Source organism: Danxiaibacter flavus (genome assembly GCF_041060425.1).
Taxonomy (GTDB): Bacteria; Bacteroidota; Bacteroidia; order Chitinophagales; family Chitinophagaceae; genus Danxiaibacter; species Danxiaibacter flavus.
The window spans coordinates 91,653-108,402 of sequence record NZ_JAULBC010000004.1 but is presented as its reverse complement, the minus strand read 5'-3'; the positions used below and the strand labels follow the sequence as shown (position 1 = coordinate 108,402).

At 36.7% G+C, this 16,750-nt stretch carries 15 protein-coding genes; 14 read left to right on the top strand and 1 reads right to left on the bottom strand.

What is annotated here, in order from left to right:
* The first annotated feature begins 7 nt into the window (after positions 1-7).
* The 11 genes from pseI (at position 8) to QTN47_RS13150 (ending at position 12,768) form a co-directional block, all read left to right on the top strand.
* The gene (gene pseI, locus QTN47_RS13200; RefSeq protein WP_369329858.1) at positions 8-1,051 is read left to right on the top strand and encodes a pseudaminic acid synthase; all 1,044 of its coding nucleotides are present in this window, start codon (positions 8-10) and stop codon (positions 1,049-1,051) included.
* Between the two features lie 55 nt (positions 1,052-1,106).
* Positions 1,107-2,117 (top strand): hypothetical protein, encoded by a 1,011-nt coding sequence (locus QTN47_RS13195; RefSeq protein WP_369329857.1) that lies wholly within the window; start codon positions 1,107-1,109, stop codon positions 2,115-2,117.
* 7 nt (positions 2,118-2,124) lie between these two features.
* On the top strand, positions 2,125-3,408 hold the full coding sequence (locus QTN47_RS13190; RefSeq protein ID WP_369329856.1) for a hypothetical protein: 1,284 nt from the start codon (positions 2,125-2,127) through the stop codon (positions 3,406-3,408).
* Position 3,409: 1 nt separating this feature from the next.
* Positions 3,410-4,963 carry a hypothetical protein gene (locus QTN47_RS13185; protein WP_369329855.1) on the top strand — a complete coding sequence of 518 codons (1,554 nt, stop codon included), beginning with the start codon at positions 3,410-3,412 and terminating at the stop codon, positions 4,961-4,963.
* Between the two features lie 2 nt (positions 4,964-4,965).
* Positions 4,966-6,057 carry a glycosyltransferase WbsX family protein gene (locus QTN47_RS13180; protein ID WP_369329854.1) on the top strand — a complete coding sequence of 364 codons (1,092 nt, stop codon included), beginning with the start codon at positions 4,966-4,968 and terminating at the stop codon, positions 6,055-6,057.
* Positions 6,057-7,181, top strand: coding sequence for an EpsG family protein (locus tag QTN47_RS13175; protein ID WP_369329853.1), 1,125 nt, complete (start codon positions 6,057-6,059; stop codon positions 7,179-7,181). Before QTN47_RS13180 ends, QTN47_RS13175 begins: the two co-directional genes overlap by 1 nt.
* Before the next feature lie 9 nt (positions 7,182-7,190).
* The gene (locus QTN47_RS13170; protein ID WP_369329852.1) at positions 7,191-8,396 is read left to right on the top strand and encodes a glycosyltransferase family protein; all 1,206 of its coding nucleotides are present in this window, start codon (positions 7,191-7,193) and stop codon (positions 8,394-8,396) included.
* Positions 8,397-8,399: 3 nt separating this feature from the next.
* Positions 8,400-9,620: a glycosyltransferase family 4 protein gene (locus tag QTN47_RS13165; protein ID WP_369329851.1), complete on the top strand. Its 1,221-nt coding sequence runs from the start codon at positions 8,400-8,402 to the stop codon at positions 9,618-9,620.
* A 10-nt stretch (positions 9,621-9,630) separates the two neighbouring features.
* Positions 9,631-11,058, top strand: a complete 1,428-nt coding sequence (locus QTN47_RS13160) for a glycosyl hydrolase family 28-related protein (protein ID WP_369329850.1) — start codon at positions 9,631-9,633, stop codon at positions 11,056-11,058.
* A gap of 18 nt (positions 11,059-11,076) precedes the next feature.
* The gene (locus tag QTN47_RS13155; protein ID WP_369329849.1) at positions 11,077-11,883 is read left to right on the top strand and encodes a glycosyltransferase family 2 protein; all 807 of its coding nucleotides are present in this window, start codon (positions 11,077-11,079) and stop codon (positions 11,881-11,883) included.
* 99 nt (positions 11,884-11,982) lie between these two features.
* The gene (locus QTN47_RS13150; RefSeq protein WP_369329848.1) at positions 11,983-12,768 is read left to right on the top strand and encodes an SGNH/GDSL hydrolase family protein; all 786 of its coding nucleotides are present in this window, start codon (positions 11,983-11,985) and stop codon (positions 12,766-12,768) included.
* An 11-nt stretch (positions 12,769-12,779) separates the two neighbouring features.
* Here QTN47_RS13150 and QTN47_RS13145 read toward each other — a convergent pair whose 3' ends face one another.
* On the bottom strand, positions 12,780-13,862 hold the full coding sequence (locus tag QTN47_RS13145; protein WP_369329847.1) for an acyltransferase family protein: 1,083 nt from the start codon (positions 13,860-13,862) through the stop codon (positions 12,780-12,782).
* A gap of 65 nt (positions 13,863-13,927) precedes the next feature.
* Here QTN47_RS13145 and QTN47_RS13140 point away from each other — a divergent pair, with 65 nt between their 5' ends.
* The 3 genes from QTN47_RS13140 to rfbC are packed head-to-tail and all read left to right on the top strand — an operon-like array spanning position 13,928 to position 16,730.
* On the top strand, positions 13,928-14,998 hold the full coding sequence (locus QTN47_RS13140) for an NAD-dependent epimerase (RefSeq protein WP_369329846.1): 1,071 nt from the start codon (positions 13,928-13,930) through the stop codon (positions 14,996-14,998).
* 58 nt (positions 14,999-15,056) lie between these two features.
* Entirely contained in the window at positions 15,057-16,109 is a 1,053-nt protein-coding gene (rfbB, locus tag QTN47_RS13135; RefSeq protein ID WP_369329845.1) for a dTDP-glucose 4,6-dehydratase, read from the top strand.
* Positions 16,110-16,154: 45 nt separating this feature from the next.
* On the top strand, positions 16,155-16,730 hold the full coding sequence (gene rfbC, locus QTN47_RS13130; protein ID WP_369329844.1) for a dTDP-4-dehydrorhamnose 3,5-epimerase: 576 nt from the start codon (positions 16,155-16,157) through the stop codon (positions 16,728-16,730).
* The last annotated feature ends 20 nt before the right edge of the window (positions 16,731-16,750 follow it).

Below are 16,750 nucleotides of genomic sequence, written 5' to 3'. Positions count from 1 at the left end.
TAGATTAATGAAAATAGCAAATATTAGTGTCGGTTTAGGTGCAAAACCCTTTATAATTGCAGAAATGTCGGGAAATCATAATCAATCCCTTGACAGAGCTTTATCAATCGTAAAGGCAGCCGCAGATTCAAAAGCAGATGCAATAAAATTACAGACATATACTCCTGACTCTATTACAATAAATCAGCACGGCGGGTTGTTTGACATCCAAGACAAAAACTCTCTATGGACAGGTAGAAATTTGTATGATTTGTATTCTGAGGCTATGACACCATATGAATGGCACGAAGCAATATTTTCATATGCTGCCGAGCTGGGGTTAATTTGCTTTTCGACTCCATTCGATGATTTTGCTGTTGACTTATTAGAAAAATTGGGGGCTCCTTGTCATAAAATTGCTTCATTCGAAAACAACCATCATCCTCTGTTGAAAAAAATAGCTAAAACGGGAAAGCCTGTGATCATGTCAACTGGGGTATCGACCCTTGGTGGTATTGATGAGTCTGTGACAGTTTTGCGAGACAATGGGTGCCGTGATTTAGCGTTGTTAAAATGTACGAGTAATTATCCTGCGTCACCAGCCAACACAAACGTTAAAACTATTCCACATATGCGTGAAATGTTCAAATGTGAAATAGGTCTTTCTGATCACACGATGGGAGTGGGAGCGTCTGTTGCGGCAGTTAGTTTAGGAGCAACGATTATTGAAAAACATTTTTGTTTAAGTCGCGCAGAAGGGGGAGTCGATAGTGCTTTTTCTTTGGAGCCACATGAATTTAAAACCCTTGTTGAAGAAACAGAGAGAGCATGGCTTTCATTGGGGGAGGTCCAGTATGGGATCCAGGAAGCGGAACGAAAAAGCGTTGAATATAAAAGATCGATCTATGTTGTAGAGGATATTGCAGCAGGCGAAAAGTTTAGTGAGAAAAATATAAGAATTATTCGTCCTGGCGACGGATTGCATCCAAGATATTACGAACAATTGTTACTGAGCTGTGCCTCTTCTGATCTTAAAAAAGGAACACCCGTTAAATTTCGGGATGTCCTATAAAATATTGCCGCGCTAAAGTTCTCTACAGACAATTAATTTTCAAGCAGTTTAACGAATGACAAAAAAACATGGATTATTTCCAGTCGATGCTTTTTGGTTTGTTTTTGGTACTTTTTTAATGCTTTTATCTTGTAATAAGGATACGTTCCCTTCTGGTCTTACCAATTTTGGGAAAATTTGGTCGAATAACAATTATTCGGCTTTTACTGATTTGATTAGATATAATAATTTATGGTATTGCGTTTTTCGTGAAGCGGATAGTCATGTTGGAACAAATGGAACGATAAGGGTTTTGGTATCTGATAATGCCAGAAACTGGCGGTCTTTGAGTGTACTTCAGATTCCTGAAAATGATTTGAGAGATCCAAAGTTTGTTATCAACTTTAAACATGAGTTATGTATTTATGCAGGGGCTATTCACAAGCCAAACAGCTTGCAGAATATTGTCTGGGTATTGAACACAAGCGACCTTATATGGGGAAATCCGATTAATATGCAAGTTAAGGATGATTGGCTTTGGCGCATTAATAACAATTTAAAGGAAATGTATTCTTTCGCATATTCGGGAAATGGGAACGCTGGGACTAAAATTTCATATTATTTAAGCGATGCCGGCAGTTTTCCTAACTTCAAGCTTCAGCGCGCCAATATAATAGATGATGGGTGTCCTTCAGAAACCGCCATGACTTTCCAAGACTCTACAATTTACGTCATTGCCAGAAGAGATTGCGGAGATAAAAATTCGTGGCTTGGAATAAGTGATCAGGCAGTTAGAAAAATTGAATGGTTTAATCTTAACATGATTCTTCAGTCGCCCAGCATGATCAATACGCCTCATGGAATTTTTGTCGCTGGCCGAATTTATCCGCCTAGTGACATCAAGGTTGCGATTTTTAAGTTGAATACTTCAAATAGAGCTCTTGAAAAGATCACAAATTTACCCTCGGGCTATGATACGGGATATCCAGGGCTGGCATTTTACAACGATTCGCTGTATATCTCCTATTATTCTGCTGATGAATCAAATTTTAGGGCCATCTATCTTAGCGCTTATAAATTAAAGTAGTTTCTTAATGAAGACAAAGGCGTATTTATTGGAGTACATACGACAGCATGACAGCGAATATAATCGCAGGGTGGATTTACTCAAAATTGAACTTGACCACTTCATTTATAGCTATGGAGACCATTTTAAGAATCCAAAAGAGGGACGAAAACCAAGTACAATTGATTTGCACAAAATGTTGTATAAACTTTATACATACTATTCAGTCTTTTTCAAGAATGTGAACTTTGATAAATTAGGTGGTGCAAATGTTTTATCTCTTGTTTATTTTAAAAATTTCAGCGAGGAATTGAAAAGCGAAGGATATAATGCTTACTCACCAATATGGACTCCAGTTGGAAAAAATGTTATTGGGAATTTAGATTTAACCAAACATGTGTGGCGCTTAAATAAACAGTTCAAAACTGCAAATTTTAATAAGCTACTTTCTGAGTCATTTAGTAAAGCGATTCAAAATTTCGAGGAAGATACTTTTGCTTTTATCAAGGAAAAAAAACTTAAAAGCTTATTCCTTTTCACAAATCAGTTGTTTTATTCGAAGATTGCAATAAACGTTTTCAAAAGGCTAGGTCGGCCATCATTCGTCTTGTCACATGGAATGCCGGGAGTTTACCTTCCAGAGGACGAAAGTCGAACTGATTATTTACTGGTCTGGGGCGATAAAATCCGTGAAAACTATATTGAGGCTGGCGTTGATGCTAAAAAAATATACGTGTCTGGGCACCCGTCCTACACAAATTATAAGCGTTCCTTGCAATGCAAATTTGCTTTTGACGATATCTTAGTTGTTTGCAAGTCTGCATCATTACATCAGCATACTTATTCGCCTGTCCTTACGGATAGAGGAAACTTAATTCTTTATCTGTTACAAATAAAGAATGTTTTAGTATCATTGGGTGTCAAAAAAGTTCGTGTTCGGCCCCATCCTACTATGAACGCTTTATGGTTTGAAAGTTTGCTAGGGTCAGATTTTTTTGTCCTTGACATTGACCCACTTCCAGACTCATTAAAGCGATCGTCATTGGTCATAGGGCCGGGATCCACATTACTTCTGGAAGCGCAATTGTTTGGCACTAACTACTTAGTCTACGAACCCAATCTGGATAAGCTTGACTTAGCTGGCGGTCCAATCGCCAGGCCGTTCGATGGTTCAGATAAAAATATACCTGTAGCAAGAAACGAAACGGACCTCCGGCACATGTTGCAACAAAAAGAAAGAAATAATCCTGCCTTCCTAGAAGATTATCTCAGTCCATTAAATCTTTCATTTGTTAAATCGTTAATTGGCTAGGATGAGTAAACCAGTTCGCTATACAAAAAATTATTTTAATATATACCTGTGGAAGGGGACCGGTTATTTTGCAAGCTTTGCGTCTCTGGCTATCGCTACTCCAAGGCTAGCTGCTAATCCCTCATTATTTGGAATTTTTACGTTTTGTATTTCCCTTAATATCTTTTTTCAGTATGCCGATCTTGGATTTATAAATGCCGCACAAAAATATTCATCAGAGTATTTCGCCCGAAATGATATTGAATCGGAGATCAAGGTTACAGGGTTTTCGAGCTTTATTTTATTGGCTTTTATTGTGCCACTTTTTTTGAGTCTGTTGTGGTTATCGTATAATCCTAACATGATTATACGAGATCTTGCATTGAATACAGCAGAATGGGCACTAGCTCACAAATTGTTATTCACACTTGCAATTTTTTCACCAGTACTTATTATTCAAAGAATTCTTCAGATTATTTTTTCGGTTCGGCTCGAAGATCACTATACGCAAAGGGTAAACATTTGCGTGTCCATATTGCGTGTAATTTCAGTGTTTTATTTTTTTGCAAATGGTAAATACCTAATAGAAGAATATTTTTTATTTTATAATTTATTATCATTAGTATCAATATTCGTAATAATAAAGATTGCCATAAGAAGATATGCATATGACTTTCTGAAACTGTTAAACAATATCAGATTCTCAAGTGAAATGTATCAAAAAACATCAAAACTTGCAATAAATTCATTGTTCTTGGCATTGGCTTGGATAGTTTTTTACGAGCTGGATTTGGTATACATCGGTTTTTTTTTGGGGAAAGAATCTGTCGCTTATTACGCCCTTGGATTCACTATACTTTCATTTTTTAGAGATCTATTTGGAACTTTTTACTACCCTTTTTTAGTAAGGTTTAATCACTTGGTTGGAGAAAAAAATGAGCAAGGTCTAATGAGCCTTTATCACACTTTGCTTAAAATAGGACTAAGCATTGTCATACTTCCTGTAGTCTGCCTTCAAATCTTTGCGGAGCCTATCATTGTGTCTTGGGTCGGGTTTAAATATGAGCCTTCAATAAAAGTGGTACAATTACTTCTATGCAGTTATTTTCTGTCGTATATCACTTATCCTGCAAGTGCTATGCTTACTGCTAAGGAGGAATTAAAAAAATTATACATTACAGCTGCTGTTTTGCCTGTTTTTTTTCTTACGGGAGTGTTATTGACCCAGCATAAATGGGGCATTGTTGCTTATGCACTTTTTAAAACACTCGCAATTTTAGTAAATGGGACACTGCTTTTTTTCATTTCATTAAAACAACTTGAGATATCTGCACGTGTGTTTTTTTCTAAATACATCAAACCATTTCTGTTAGCTCTATTTTCAATAGTCCTGGTTGGAAATGTTATCGTTAAAGTTTTACCGCTAGAAAAAGGTTTTTACGCTTTGTTTGTAACAGTCGCAGCTTATGTGTGTGTGCTGTTTTTCGGATTTTTTGTTTACTTCTTGTCTGATCCTATTATAAAGGAGTTTGGCGTTGCAACCTATTATAGATTAACCAAAAGCACTAAAATATAAGAATGTCATCAAAAGTTCGATTGTTCGCGTTTTACTTACCGCAGTTTCATCCAATTCCAGAGAATGATCAATGGTGGGGGAAAGGGTTTACCGAATGGACTAATGTTGGTAAAGCCAAAACTTTGTTTAAAGGGCATTATCAGCCCAGAGTGCCAGCGGATTTGGGATACTATGATCTCCGTATTCCGGAAGTAAGAGAACAACAAGCTAGAATGGCACAGGCAGCAGGCATAGAAGGATTCTGCTATTGGCACTACTGGTTCGGAAATGGAAAGCGTTTACTTCAACTGCCATTTGAAGAGGTGTTGGCGTCAGGAAAACCCGACTTCCCATTTTGTTTGGCGTGGGCCAATGAATCCTGGAAAGGATTTAATCATGGATTAAAAAATAGGAATGTATTAATCGAGCAACAGTATCCTGGAGAAGAGGATTACAAGCAACATTTTTATGCGGTTTTACCTGCCTTTAAGGATAAAAGGTATATTACCACTCAAGGTAAGCCGGTATTTTTGATATATCGCCCGTTCGAGCTTCCCGATGTTAAAAGATTTATTTCGCTTTGGCAGGACTTAGCCATTGAAAACGGATTAAAGGGTATATATTTTATTGGGCAAACGAACCATTACGCCCAATGGCAAGACATTTTAAATTTATCGTTTGATGCAGTCAACATTGTAAGAATGACTGATTTTCTAAAATACCACAGGTCTCCAGGAAAAAAGGTCACAGATAAAATAAATCGTTTTTTCAGAAAAGTGCCGTTGGTATATAATTATGAGGCTATGGCGGCATATTTCACAGGCGCTGAAGACTTTAACAGCAAATGTATACCAACTATCATCCCGAACTGGGATCATTCACCCAGAAGTGGAAGGGAGGGGCTGGTGATGCACAATTCAAGTCCGGAGCTTTTTGGCAAGCATGTTAATGATGTCTTCTCAAAAATTAAGCAAAAGCCAGAGGAGCTGAGAATCGCCTTTATAAAATCCTGGAATGAATGGGGCGAGGGTAATTATCTTGAGCCTGATCTCAAATTCGGACATCAATACCTTGAAGTGTTAAAGCAAAATGTAAACGAATTTAACAATAGGTAATGCTATTTTACATAGGCATTTTTCTTTTTCTTATATGCTTTTTAGTTCTGGACTTTGTAAAGGACGGACAAAGTATCAAAAGTTTTCTCTTTTACTTACTTGTTCTATCCTTTGTCTTTTTGGGAGGTATCCGTTGGGAGACTGGAACTGACTGGAATAATTATTACTCGTTGTTTAACAGGAGCGGCAGCGAAAATGCAGTTGAAAACGAAACAACTTTTGAGATTGGATTTCGATATTTCAACTTTTTGGCAAGGAAGATTACCGATAGTTACACGGTATTTCTTTTGGTATCCGGCCTTTTTATAATATTGACAAAAAGCGCATACCTGAAAAATAATACGAAATACTTCTTTTTGGCGCTTTTTTTATACTATGCTTATTTTTTCTGTGATGTTTTTTTTGTCCGTCAATCAATCGCAATCTCGCTTACATTAGTGAGCACGACATATATTGTTAAAAGGAAATTTATTCCATTTTCCTTGATTATTGCGGGTGCATCATTATTTCACTCCTCTGCCGTTTTATTTATAATAGCCTATTTTGTTTATTCATGGAAAATCCCTACTACTGTTATCGTTATTGCCGTATTGTTGAGCATTTTATATATGGCAATGGGACTCGACACCGTCGTATTTAAATTCTTAGCGCCCCGACTTGGATTCAATGAATTTATTGCAAACAGACTCAACGAATATCTTGAAAAAGGAAAAGAAAGTACATTCGGATCGAATGTTAGTAAGACTACCATCCTGATTCTGGGAGTTTTTAAAAGGGGGTTGTTGTTACCGCTATTTCTGTGGGTTCGGGCCAATATAGAACGTGAAAAAAAGGTTGAATTTAATGGCTATTTGAATCTAGTGGTACTTGGAACCATTCTTTTCTTCTTGACTGCAGGCTTCGTTGCGTTGCAAAGAGTAATTACATATTTTGCTTTTTATGAAATATTATTGTTACTGATGGTAGTTGGATATTTGCACAAGAGAATAAGTATACCTATAATATATTTTTTTTTAATACTATACGCTTTTTCTAAGTTTTACTATGGCTTTGCAGGCTATAAGGACTTATATGTTCCCTACTACAGTATATTTGATAGTAAGATTAATAGACGCGATTATTAAAGGACTTCAATGAAGAAAAAGATCAAGGTAGTTGAGCCGTTGTGGACCGGGGAAAAACATTCATCATTCAACGCCGCATTTCTGGGCGTTTTGTCCCATGCGTTTCCCGCATCGCAAATTGTTTTTTACGGAGAAAAAACGCATCTGAGTTGTGTACAAAAAAAGTTTTCGGGTGCGGCCATAGATTTTAAATGCATTTTTAATGTTCGATCTGACAATAAAATTGTTATTCCATTCCTTTATATAATATCCGTTTTACAAACTATCCGCTTTCTGCTCTTTACGCCCTTTAGTCAACAGTTAATATTTTCCGGTTTAAGTCCTTTCGCTTACCCCATGGTATTATTATTGAACTTTTTTTTTAGGCGTAAAATAATTTTTGTTTGTCATGGTGAACTGGCTTTCATCGAAAAAGATACATATCGTCTTTTGAACGGACACTACAAATTAATCGCTATCATGTTCAAGAGAGCTTTTCCCCTTCTTATTAAAAAATCACGTATCTATTTAATTGTTCTTGGCGAGAATATCGTTGCTGAATTGAAGCGTTATTATAACGGTGATTTTACGAAGAATTTTTTAGTAATTGAGCATCCATATTGTCTTCAACCGACGGAATCTAATACTAAATCTCTTCCAAATAATAAGCTAAGACTCGCTACCGTGGGATTAGCAACAAGAATGAAAAGAGCCGATCTTATAATTGAAATTCATGATCGACTAAAGACAAAAGGAATTTTGGATAAGGTTCAATTAGAAATAATTGGAAAAGTAGCTGACTTTACTTCCGAATTAAATGGTAAAAAAATAAATTACCCCGATGGTAAATATTTTCTAGATCAGGGTACGTACGACAAGAAAATTAGCCAGCAAGATTTCATCTTATTCTTTTATCCAGATGCTACATACAGGTTAACTCCTAGCGGCGCCTTTCTTGATGCAGTTTCACATAAAAAGCCTGTTATCGTTCTTAAAAACAATTTTTTTGAAACATACTTTAACAAGGCAGGCCAGATTGGTTATATGTGTGATTCAATTGCTGATATGTGCGAATGCATAGAAAAGGAAATTACAAATTGTAGCAATGGAGCAAAGGATACTTTTGGAAGTAATATTGACAAACTTTATCAATTTTTTAGTATACCGGGCGTTGCAAAATCGCTTAGAAAGCAGGTTGAGTTAAGGGGAATAATTCATTTATTCGAAAATAATTGATTTATGAAGGTGTTACACATCGCTGAATCAACTAAAGGGGGAGGAGCCGAAAATGTATTTTCGCAAACGGTAAAAGCACTTAAAGAGTATGGTGTTGGAGATTTTGCTCATTATGTTGCTGCTCGCGAAAATGACAATACAGATTTTCCCATTGACCTCTCTTTTCCAAGCATTGGAAAAGCGAACTTTTTTAATTCAATTTATTCCGTCAAAAATTTCTTACTATTAAGACGGTACTTGTTTAAATTGAGACCCGATGTTATCCACTTCCATTTAGTAGGAAATCTGTCTCCGTCTGTTTTACATGCAATTTTTTTGTATAAAAAAAAGGCGCCGAAATGCAAGATTTTGCAAACAGTCCACACATATGAGCACGTTTGCTCGCATCATGCTGCGTATGACTATCGGCTGGAGCGCCGGTGTTTAGATTGTAAGGCTGACAAATACAAAATAAAAATTTTTAAGAGAAGATGTAGTCGAAAGGGAGCTTTACATTCGTTTGGCAAAGGAATTACTAGTTTGATAGGAGATTTATTTTTTAACAACGGTTTAGTTGATAAATGGATTACTCCATCGGAATTTTTAGGAGCTTTATTGAGTGATCGTTATGGAGAACATTCTGTAAGCGTTTTAAAAAATTCGATAAGTCACATTGGTCAATCTGTCGTAGAAAAGAAAAACGTTATTACCTATTTTGGGCGGTTTTCAGAGGAAAAAAATTTACAACTTCTTCTTAATATCATGCCTTCCTTGATTCGTCTTATTCCTGATATTAAGTTAAAGCTGATCGGGGATGGTCCCATGCTTTTAGAGTTAAAAAATGTCGTTGTTTTAAAAAACTTGCAAAACCATGTGCAGTTTTCGCCTTTTATGCCACCAACCAAGCTTTCTGAGCTAATTGGCGATGCGAAAGTTTTTGTTCTTCCTTCAAAGCTATTTGAAACTTTCAGCTTGGTCTTATATGAGAGCGTGTTAGCAGACATGATTCCCATAGCAGGTAATTATGGAGCGTTAAAAGAAGCCATCGAATGGTTGGGATGTGGCGAAGTTTTTGATGAGGTAAATCAAGAAGAACTCGTTGAAAAAATCATTAATAGCGTACTTTGTTATGCAAGTCAAAAATCAGTAATCGTGGCTGCAAAGGAAAAAATAACTAAAAATCTTAACATGAGCAGGTATAGGGATTCTCTTATCCAAGTATACCGCGATTGTTCTCATAATTAATTTTTTTATTATGTGTTACAAGAAACTTCTAGTGGTTTTTATTTTTACTGCTGCCGTGTGTTTTGTGGAGATACAAACGATCTCAGGTCAAACGAATTCAGTAAGTGTCACAACTTTCGGAGCCAAGGGTGATGGTCAAACAGATGACCAGCCCGCTTTACAAAAAGCATTGATGTATTGTGTCGAAAATAATAAAACATGTGTTATCCCTAAAACAAAGTCATTCTACTTTGTAAAGAAATCTATTCGAGTACCTCTGAGTTCGGGAAATAGGCTAGATATTTCATCGGAAGGGGCAGTCATAAAGTCAGCGTATCCATTGCTTCCTGATAGTAATAAGCTCGCTAATATGACCGCATTTCGCGAAGATGCAATTTTGTCAATTGGTCCGGCGAGTATAAAGAATGCAAGGACGATAAGCAATATTTTTGATAACAATTTAAATATCACTGTAAATATCAAAGGGCTGGTAATTGATGGTAAAGCTATGCCACAGAAAGAAGTTCCTGATGGATTCAATGAACATATTAATATCGGACTACAGATCGCTGCAGAAACAATTTCGATAAGCGACTGCAAATTTGTAAATGTTTTTGGTGATGGGTTCATGGCCCTGGGCCCGAAGAACCTCATAGTCTCAAACTGCAATTTTATTGACGTCGGCGGTCGTGGTAAAACTCCACGCCTTTATAAAGTCGATAATGATCACTTCGGGGATGCTATAAACATAAGTGCTGTGAAAGACCGTGGAAAAGTTGAAATTGCCGATTGTAAGTTGAGTGGCCTTAAATTGGGCCAGCGTAGAAGTAGAATCGGCATCACGTTCAATTTTTCCGAAGATCCAAATGTTCACTATAATATTTCAATTAAAAATTGTGATATACAGAACTATGCAAAATGTGTCCACATTGAGGAAAATGCAGTATCTACAACCGAGATCTCGAATTGTAATTTAAGCGATTTCAATTATGCTATTGCTAATGTCCGGAATAAGGGGGCTGTGTGCAATATTAGAGATAGCCGAATTACTATTGGTCAAAATAATAATGAAGAAGCTATAGGGGCGGCAGCTTTGGGATTAAATTACTCAAGTAATGCAGCTATTAATGTGTATGGCACAACAGTTAATTTTGACAAATGTGGACTCTATCAAAGTATCGCGCAGGTTCAGTTATTTGATAATTGCATTTTCAACGCGTTTAACAGCAACATCTTTTTTGCCGTAGGTCCGCGCGTGGAATTTAATAAATGTACATTTAATAATTTTGGGGGCACTAATAAGTCTTTTTTCAAAGAAGGCAACACTCCTAGATACGTCACTGTTAAAGACTGCGTTTTTAATGGAGGCGGCAAGGTCTTCAGCGAAAAAGGGGTAGTTTTAAACTTTATCAATTCTAAGAGCACAATTTCCAACACATATCTGATTAACAATCAATAATTAACTCGTAAAAAGTAAATGAGCAACCTTGTTTCGATCGTCACTCCTATTTATAATGCCGAGCTTTATTTGAAGGAGACAATCGAGTCTGTTATAAATCAAACATTCACCAATTGGGAATTACTATTGGTAGATGATTGTTCCTCGGATAACGGTGTAACTGTAGCTAAAATGTTCGCTGAGAGAGATTCGAGGATTAAAGTACTACTGATGCCGCGAAACGGTGGGGCTGCGGCTGCAAGAAATATGGCAATAAAAAATGCAAGTGGAAAGTACATAGCTTTCCTAGACAGCGACGATACCTGGAGCAAAACGAAGTTGGCAATTCAACTTGACTTTATGCAGAAAGAAAATGTATCATTCTGTTTCAGTTCATATAATGTAGTTAATGAAAACGGTGAATTTTTGAAACAAATAAAAGTAAGAAATACTATAAATTATAGAGGATTGCTTAATGGCTGCAGTATAGGATGTTTAACAGTTGTCTATGATGTTGAAAGATTTGGCAAACTGTATTTTTTGGACAGCGAAAACACTGACACTTCTGTCGCCCCTGCGATATTAAAAAGATGGGGAAAAGAAGACTATGTATTATGGTTAACAATAGCGAGAATGCTACACAGCACTTCTGATGATGTCATGGCCGGTGTTAGTTTACCTCTCGCCAACTACAGAAAAAGGACTGGTGGAATTTCTTCAAACAAATTGAATGCTGCAAAATATCAATGGCTCGTTTACCGACAAATTGAAAAACTTAACCCCTTAACATCTTTGTATCATTTCTTATGCTACTTTGTCCATGGATTAAAAAAGCATTTTTTTTAACCGAATACCTTTTAAAAAGTAACGTGTCACCCTTCAGAATTTTCTTCAAAATTTTTTAATATAGTTTTTTTTGATGTTTAAATTGGTATCTTCATTTGAATGCGTATTTTAGGCTTTGAATGTCTGAATATGTATACCCGTCTCGAATTTCTTAAAAGAACTTTTATATCGGCTAGTCTTTTTTCTATTTCCAGTTGTACAAAAAAAAATAGGTATTCATTTTATCCCGATGAGTCGGTCTTGGATTACAATTTTTCTAAAAATATATCTATACGCGAAAGTGATCGGATCGTTTTTCAAGGGGATTCAATTACCGATTCTTCGAGAAACCGAACTATTTCTGGAAGCAATACAAGCGAAGGGCTCGGAATGGGTTATGTAAGATATGTCTCTGAGGCAATTCTAAAAAATAACACCGGTAAAAATATAGCTATATTTAATCGAGGGATCGCTGGAAATACTTCTGGCGATTTGTTAGCTAGATGGTCAGTCGATTGTATTAGTCTTAATCCAAATGTATTAAGCGTTTTGATAGGAGTTAATGATTTGCGTTATCATGTTACTCCTGCCGAATATTACCATAATTTAAAACAGCTTGTCGATCAGGCTTTCACGGCAAATCCAAATCTGCGATTGATCTTGGCGGAGCCATTTATTTTGCCTAACATTAACTCGTACGGATCTTTTATCGACAACTTCCGAGAGTACCGTATTGCTGTAAGGATGGTGGCAAAAGAATACGGCGCAGCCTTTATTCCGTGCTATAATGCACTTATTTCACATATTCAAAATGCTGATTATACAAAGTTTTCAGTCGACGGTTTTCATCCTTCAGCACTTGGAGTTGAGATTTTGGCTCAAGAATGGGAGAACGTCATTCACTAGAAAACGAATTGTTACAGAGTTGGTTGCATTACTTGCTCATTGTCGTAAAGAAGTTTATTCGATAATTTACGACCTTGTTTCATAAAATATTTTTCGAAAGAAACGTAAACTAGGTAGCTTATGATCAATGTGAGGAAAATCGACAGGCAGAGTTTAGCCCAAATTAATTCTGTATTGTCGGACTTAAAAAGTTTGTTTGTTACAAACCATACCAAAGGATGAAGCAGGTACATCGAATAACTGAACTCTCCTAGAAGGCGTAGCGCTTTGTCAACTACCCCTGGTAATAAAAACGTGCCTTTATAAAATGCAAAGCAAATTCCGAATGCTAGGGCAGTGAATATTAAACGGTTAATGCCAAACACAGTATTTGTATTGGTCGGTATGAATGCAAATAAAATAACTGAAACTAAGCCAATTATTACACATAGCCCTTTTTGGGGATTCAAAGAATGAAAAAAATATCCGATCAAATAACCTCCCAGAAATAAAAAAATTTGGTTAAGGGGATTGGTGTAATTGTGCCACTGAAGTTGGTCAGCTAGTGAGATCGTAGGTTTTATTTTAAAAAAACAAAAATATAGCTGTACAAAAAAAATCGACACCCCAAGCAGCAAAAAAAATTTTCTATTTTGCTTGCTTAAAAAAATAAAAACAGGAAAAAATAAGTAGAATACTAACTCGTTTCCAATTGACCAAACCCCCGTTCCTATATAACCGTCCCAGCTTAAAACTGAAAACGCACCCGACAAATTTAAAATTAACGCCTTTATTGGAAAAGACTCTTTTACAAAGCAGGTCAGAATTGTCACCAACCATAATAATGGGAAAATTCGGAAAAGACGTTTGATGAAAAAGTCAATGATTTGCGACGTTGATGGCTTCATCTTTAAAAAATATACATGGTACAAGGTAAGGCCACTTAGTACATAAAATATTGAAACTCCATAAATTCCGATTCGCCCAAGAAACGTACTATCTTTATAGGCTCCAAACGTCCAGCTACAATAATGATAAATCATTATAAATAAAGCAGCAAGTCCGCGCAAATAATCAAGGGAATAAAGGCGTGATTTATGATTGTTTTGTACCATGTTTACGTCGCTCAAATTTGTGATTCTGGGCAAAGAAACAAATTGTTGTTCAAAGAATTAAAAAAATGAAAATTCTACTTACAGGTGCAGCCGGTTTTATCGGTTTCCATGTAGCTAACAGATTATTAAAAGATGGTCATACAGTCGTTGGTATAGATAGCCTTAATCATTATTACGATTTACATTTGAAAGTGGACCGGCTTCAGGAGCTAGGCATTGACAGAAATAACATCGCATACAAAACCCGGATAGATAGTGATATTTATCCGGGTTTTATTTTTGGTCAGTTGAATCTTGAAGACAAAGATGGGCTCAACAAAGCTTTTGAAAAAGCTCAATTCGACTTGGTGATTCACTTAGCAGCCCAAGCTGGTGTCAGATACAGTTTAACACATCCTGATGCGTACATCAGCAGTAATATTGTTGGATTTGTAAACGTCTTGGAGTGCTGCAGAAATTATGGCGTAAGGCATTTGGTTTTCGCCAGCAGCTCCAGCGTATATGGTCTGAATGATGAAGCACCATTCACTACAGATCAAAATACGGATCATCCGATATCCCTGTATGCAGCTACAAAAAAGAGCAACGAACTAATGGCGCATTCTTATAGTCATTTGTTCCAGATACCTGTGACTGGTCTTCGTTTTTTTACAGTATATGGACCTTGGGGAAGACCAGACATGGCTCCTTTTCTTTTCACAAAGGCGATTATAGATGGAAAACCACTCAAAGTGTTTAATTACGGCGAAATGAAGCGTGACTTTACTTACGTCGATGATATAGTTGAAGGAGTAGCGCGAATCATGAATTTTCCACCTAACCCCGATCCTGAATGGAAATCAAGCAACTCCGATATTTCCTCGTCAACAGCTCCATACAAAATCTATAATATCGGCAAAAATGCTCCAATTAGTTTGATGGATTTTATAGCCGCACTGGAAAATGAAATTGGAAAAAAGGCAATAGTTGAATTTTTGCCAATGCAAGCGGGTGACCTAACTGCTACCTATGCCGACGTAGCTGATTTAATACAACGCATTGATTATAAACCTACAACATCAATTGAAGATGGTGTCCGCAAATTCGTAAAATGGTACAGAACTTATTATAAGATAACTAAGCCTTCTTATTATTAATTCGTTTTTAGGGGCCTAATTTTCCTCTTTGTATATTCGCAATTCGTAAAAAAGACCAATGAGCAAAAATATTTTGATTACTGGCGGCGCCGGATTTATCGGTTCACACGTAGTTCGTTTGTTTGTAAACAAGTACCCAGACTACAAACTAGTGAATCTTGATGCGCTGACCTACGCTGGAAACCTCGAAAACTTAAAAGACATAGAGCAGGCAGATACCTATACCTTCGAAAAGGTAAACCTTCTGGATGCTGATGCTTTAAAAGCCGTTATAGAAAAGCATAATATCACAGATATTATTCACCTTGCTGCAGAATCGCATGTAGACAGGTCGATCTTGTCTCCTCTTGATTTTATATATACCAACATTATAGGTACGGTTAATTTATTAAACATAGCGAAAGATGCATGGAAGGGTGATTTTTCGAAGCATCGGTTTTACCATATATCAACGGACGAAGTTTATGGAACACTGGGTGATACGGGTATGTTTACTGAGGCAACTTCTTATTCACCCAACTCGCCCTATTCTGCAAGTAAAGCATCTTCAGATCATTTTGTAAGAGCTTATGGCGAGACATATGGATTGCCTTTCGTTATTACCAATTGCTCCAACAACTATGGTCCAAATCATTTCCCTGAAAAATTGATCCCGCTTTTCATTAATAATATTATCAATAATAAACCTTTACCTGTTTATGGAAAAGGTGAAAACACGCGCGATTGGTTGTATGTGATCGATCATGCGCGCGCTATTGATACAGTGTTTCATAACGGGAAAAATCATGAAACCTACAACATTGGTGGATTCAATGAATGGAAGAATCTTGACTTGGTGAAGTTGCTTTGCAAGCTGATGGACGAGAAACTAGGCCGCCCGGCCGGTACAAGTGATTCGTTGATAACCTATGTTAAAGATCGGCCAGGTCACGATTTACGCTATGCAATTGATGCAACGAAAATAAACCGCGAGTTGGGCTGGAAGCCTTCAGTAACTTTTGAAGAGGGTTTGAGTAAAACAATAGATTGGTATCTTGATAATAAAGATTGGCTGGAACATGTTACCAGTGGCGATTATCAGCAATACTATGCGAAACAGTATGCTGGGTAAAGAATACGTAAACAGGATTGTAATAAAGAATAGATATTGTCAAAAATGAGAATTGAAAAAACGATACTTGAAGGATGCTTTATTATCCACGACACGATCTTTAAGGATAACAGGGGCTACTTCTTCGAAAGTTTTAATAAAAAGAAGTTTGAAGAATTAACAGGACAAGAAATTGATTTCGTACAAGATAATCAATCACATTCCACCAGAGGAACTTTAAGAGGTTTGCATTTCCAGAAGGGAAATTATGCTCAGGCCAAACTGGTGCGAGTTCTCTCTGGTAAGGTTTTAGATGTGGCAGTTGATATAAGACCTGATTCTAAAACTTTCGGTCAGTATGTGGCAGTCGAGCTTTCTGAAACTTCCGGGACGCAATTTTTTGTTCCACGCGGGTTCGCTCACGGATTTGTTGTATTGAGTGCTCAGGCTACCTTCTTCTATAAGTGCGATAACTATTATAACAAGGCTTCAGAAGGAGGTATTATATACAACGACAAAGATTTAAATATTGATTGGAGTATCGCTGACAACGAACTGATCTTATCTGAAAAAGATTTGCAGTTGCCTTCTTTTGTAGAAACCACATCATCAATTCTTGATTTTGCCAACAATCTTATTTAACTAACTTAAAACCCTTACAT

Bases quoted from the DNA above. Each gene is read 5' to 3' on its own strand.
- pseI (WP_369329858.1), top strand. From the start codon at position 8: ATGAAAATAGCAAATATTAGTGTCGGTTTAGGTGCAAAACCCTTTATA.
- QTN47_RS13150 (WP_369329848.1), top strand. From the start codon at position 11,983: ATGCGTATTTTAGGCTTTGAATGTCTGAATATGTATACCCGTCTCGAA.
- QTN47_RS13195 (WP_369329857.1), top strand. From the start codon at position 1,107: ATGACAAAAAAACATGGATTATTTCCAGTCGATGCTTTTTGGTTTGTT.
- rfbC (WP_369329844.1), top strand. From the start codon at position 16,155: ATGAGAATTGAAAAAACGATACTTGAAGGATGCTTTATTATCCACGAC.
- QTN47_RS13190 (WP_369329856.1), top strand. From the start codon at position 2,125: ATGAAGACAAAGGCGTATTTATTGGAGTACATACGACAGCATGACAGC.
- QTN47_RS13160 (WP_369329850.1), top strand. From the start codon at position 9,631: ATGTGTTACAAGAAACTTCTAGTGGTTTTTATTTTTACTGCTGCCGTG.
- QTN47_RS13180 (WP_369329854.1), top strand. From the start codon at position 4,966: ATGTCATCAAAAGTTCGATTGTTCGCGTTTTACTTACCGCAGTTTCAT.
- QTN47_RS13175 (WP_369329853.1), top strand. From the start codon at position 6,057: ATGCTATTTTACATAGGCATTTTTCTTTTTCTTATATGCTTTTTAGTT.
- QTN47_RS13140 (WP_369329846.1), top strand. From the start codon at position 13,928: ATGAAAATTCTACTTACAGGTGCAGCCGGTTTTATCGGTTTCCATGTA.
- QTN47_RS13155 (WP_369329849.1), top strand. From the start codon at position 11,077: ATGAGCAACCTTGTTTCGATCGTCACTCCTATTTATAATGCCGAGCTT.
- QTN47_RS13145 (WP_369329847.1), bottom strand. From the start codon at position 13,862: ATGGTACAAAACAATCATAAATCACGCCTTTATTCCCTTGATTATTTG.
- rfbB (WP_369329845.1), top strand. From the start codon at position 15,057: ATGAGCAAAAATATTTTGATTACTGGCGGCGCCGGATTTATCGGTTCA.
- QTN47_RS13170 (WP_369329852.1), top strand. From the start codon at position 7,191: ATGAAGAAAAAGATCAAGGTAGTTGAGCCGTTGTGGACCGGGGAAAAA.
- QTN47_RS13185 (WP_369329855.1), top strand. From the start codon at position 3,410: ATGAGTAAACCAGTTCGCTATACAAAAAATTATTTTAATATATACCTG.
- QTN47_RS13165 (WP_369329851.1), top strand. From the start codon at position 8,400: ATGAAGGTGTTACACATCGCTGAATCAACTAAAGGGGGAGGAGCCGAA.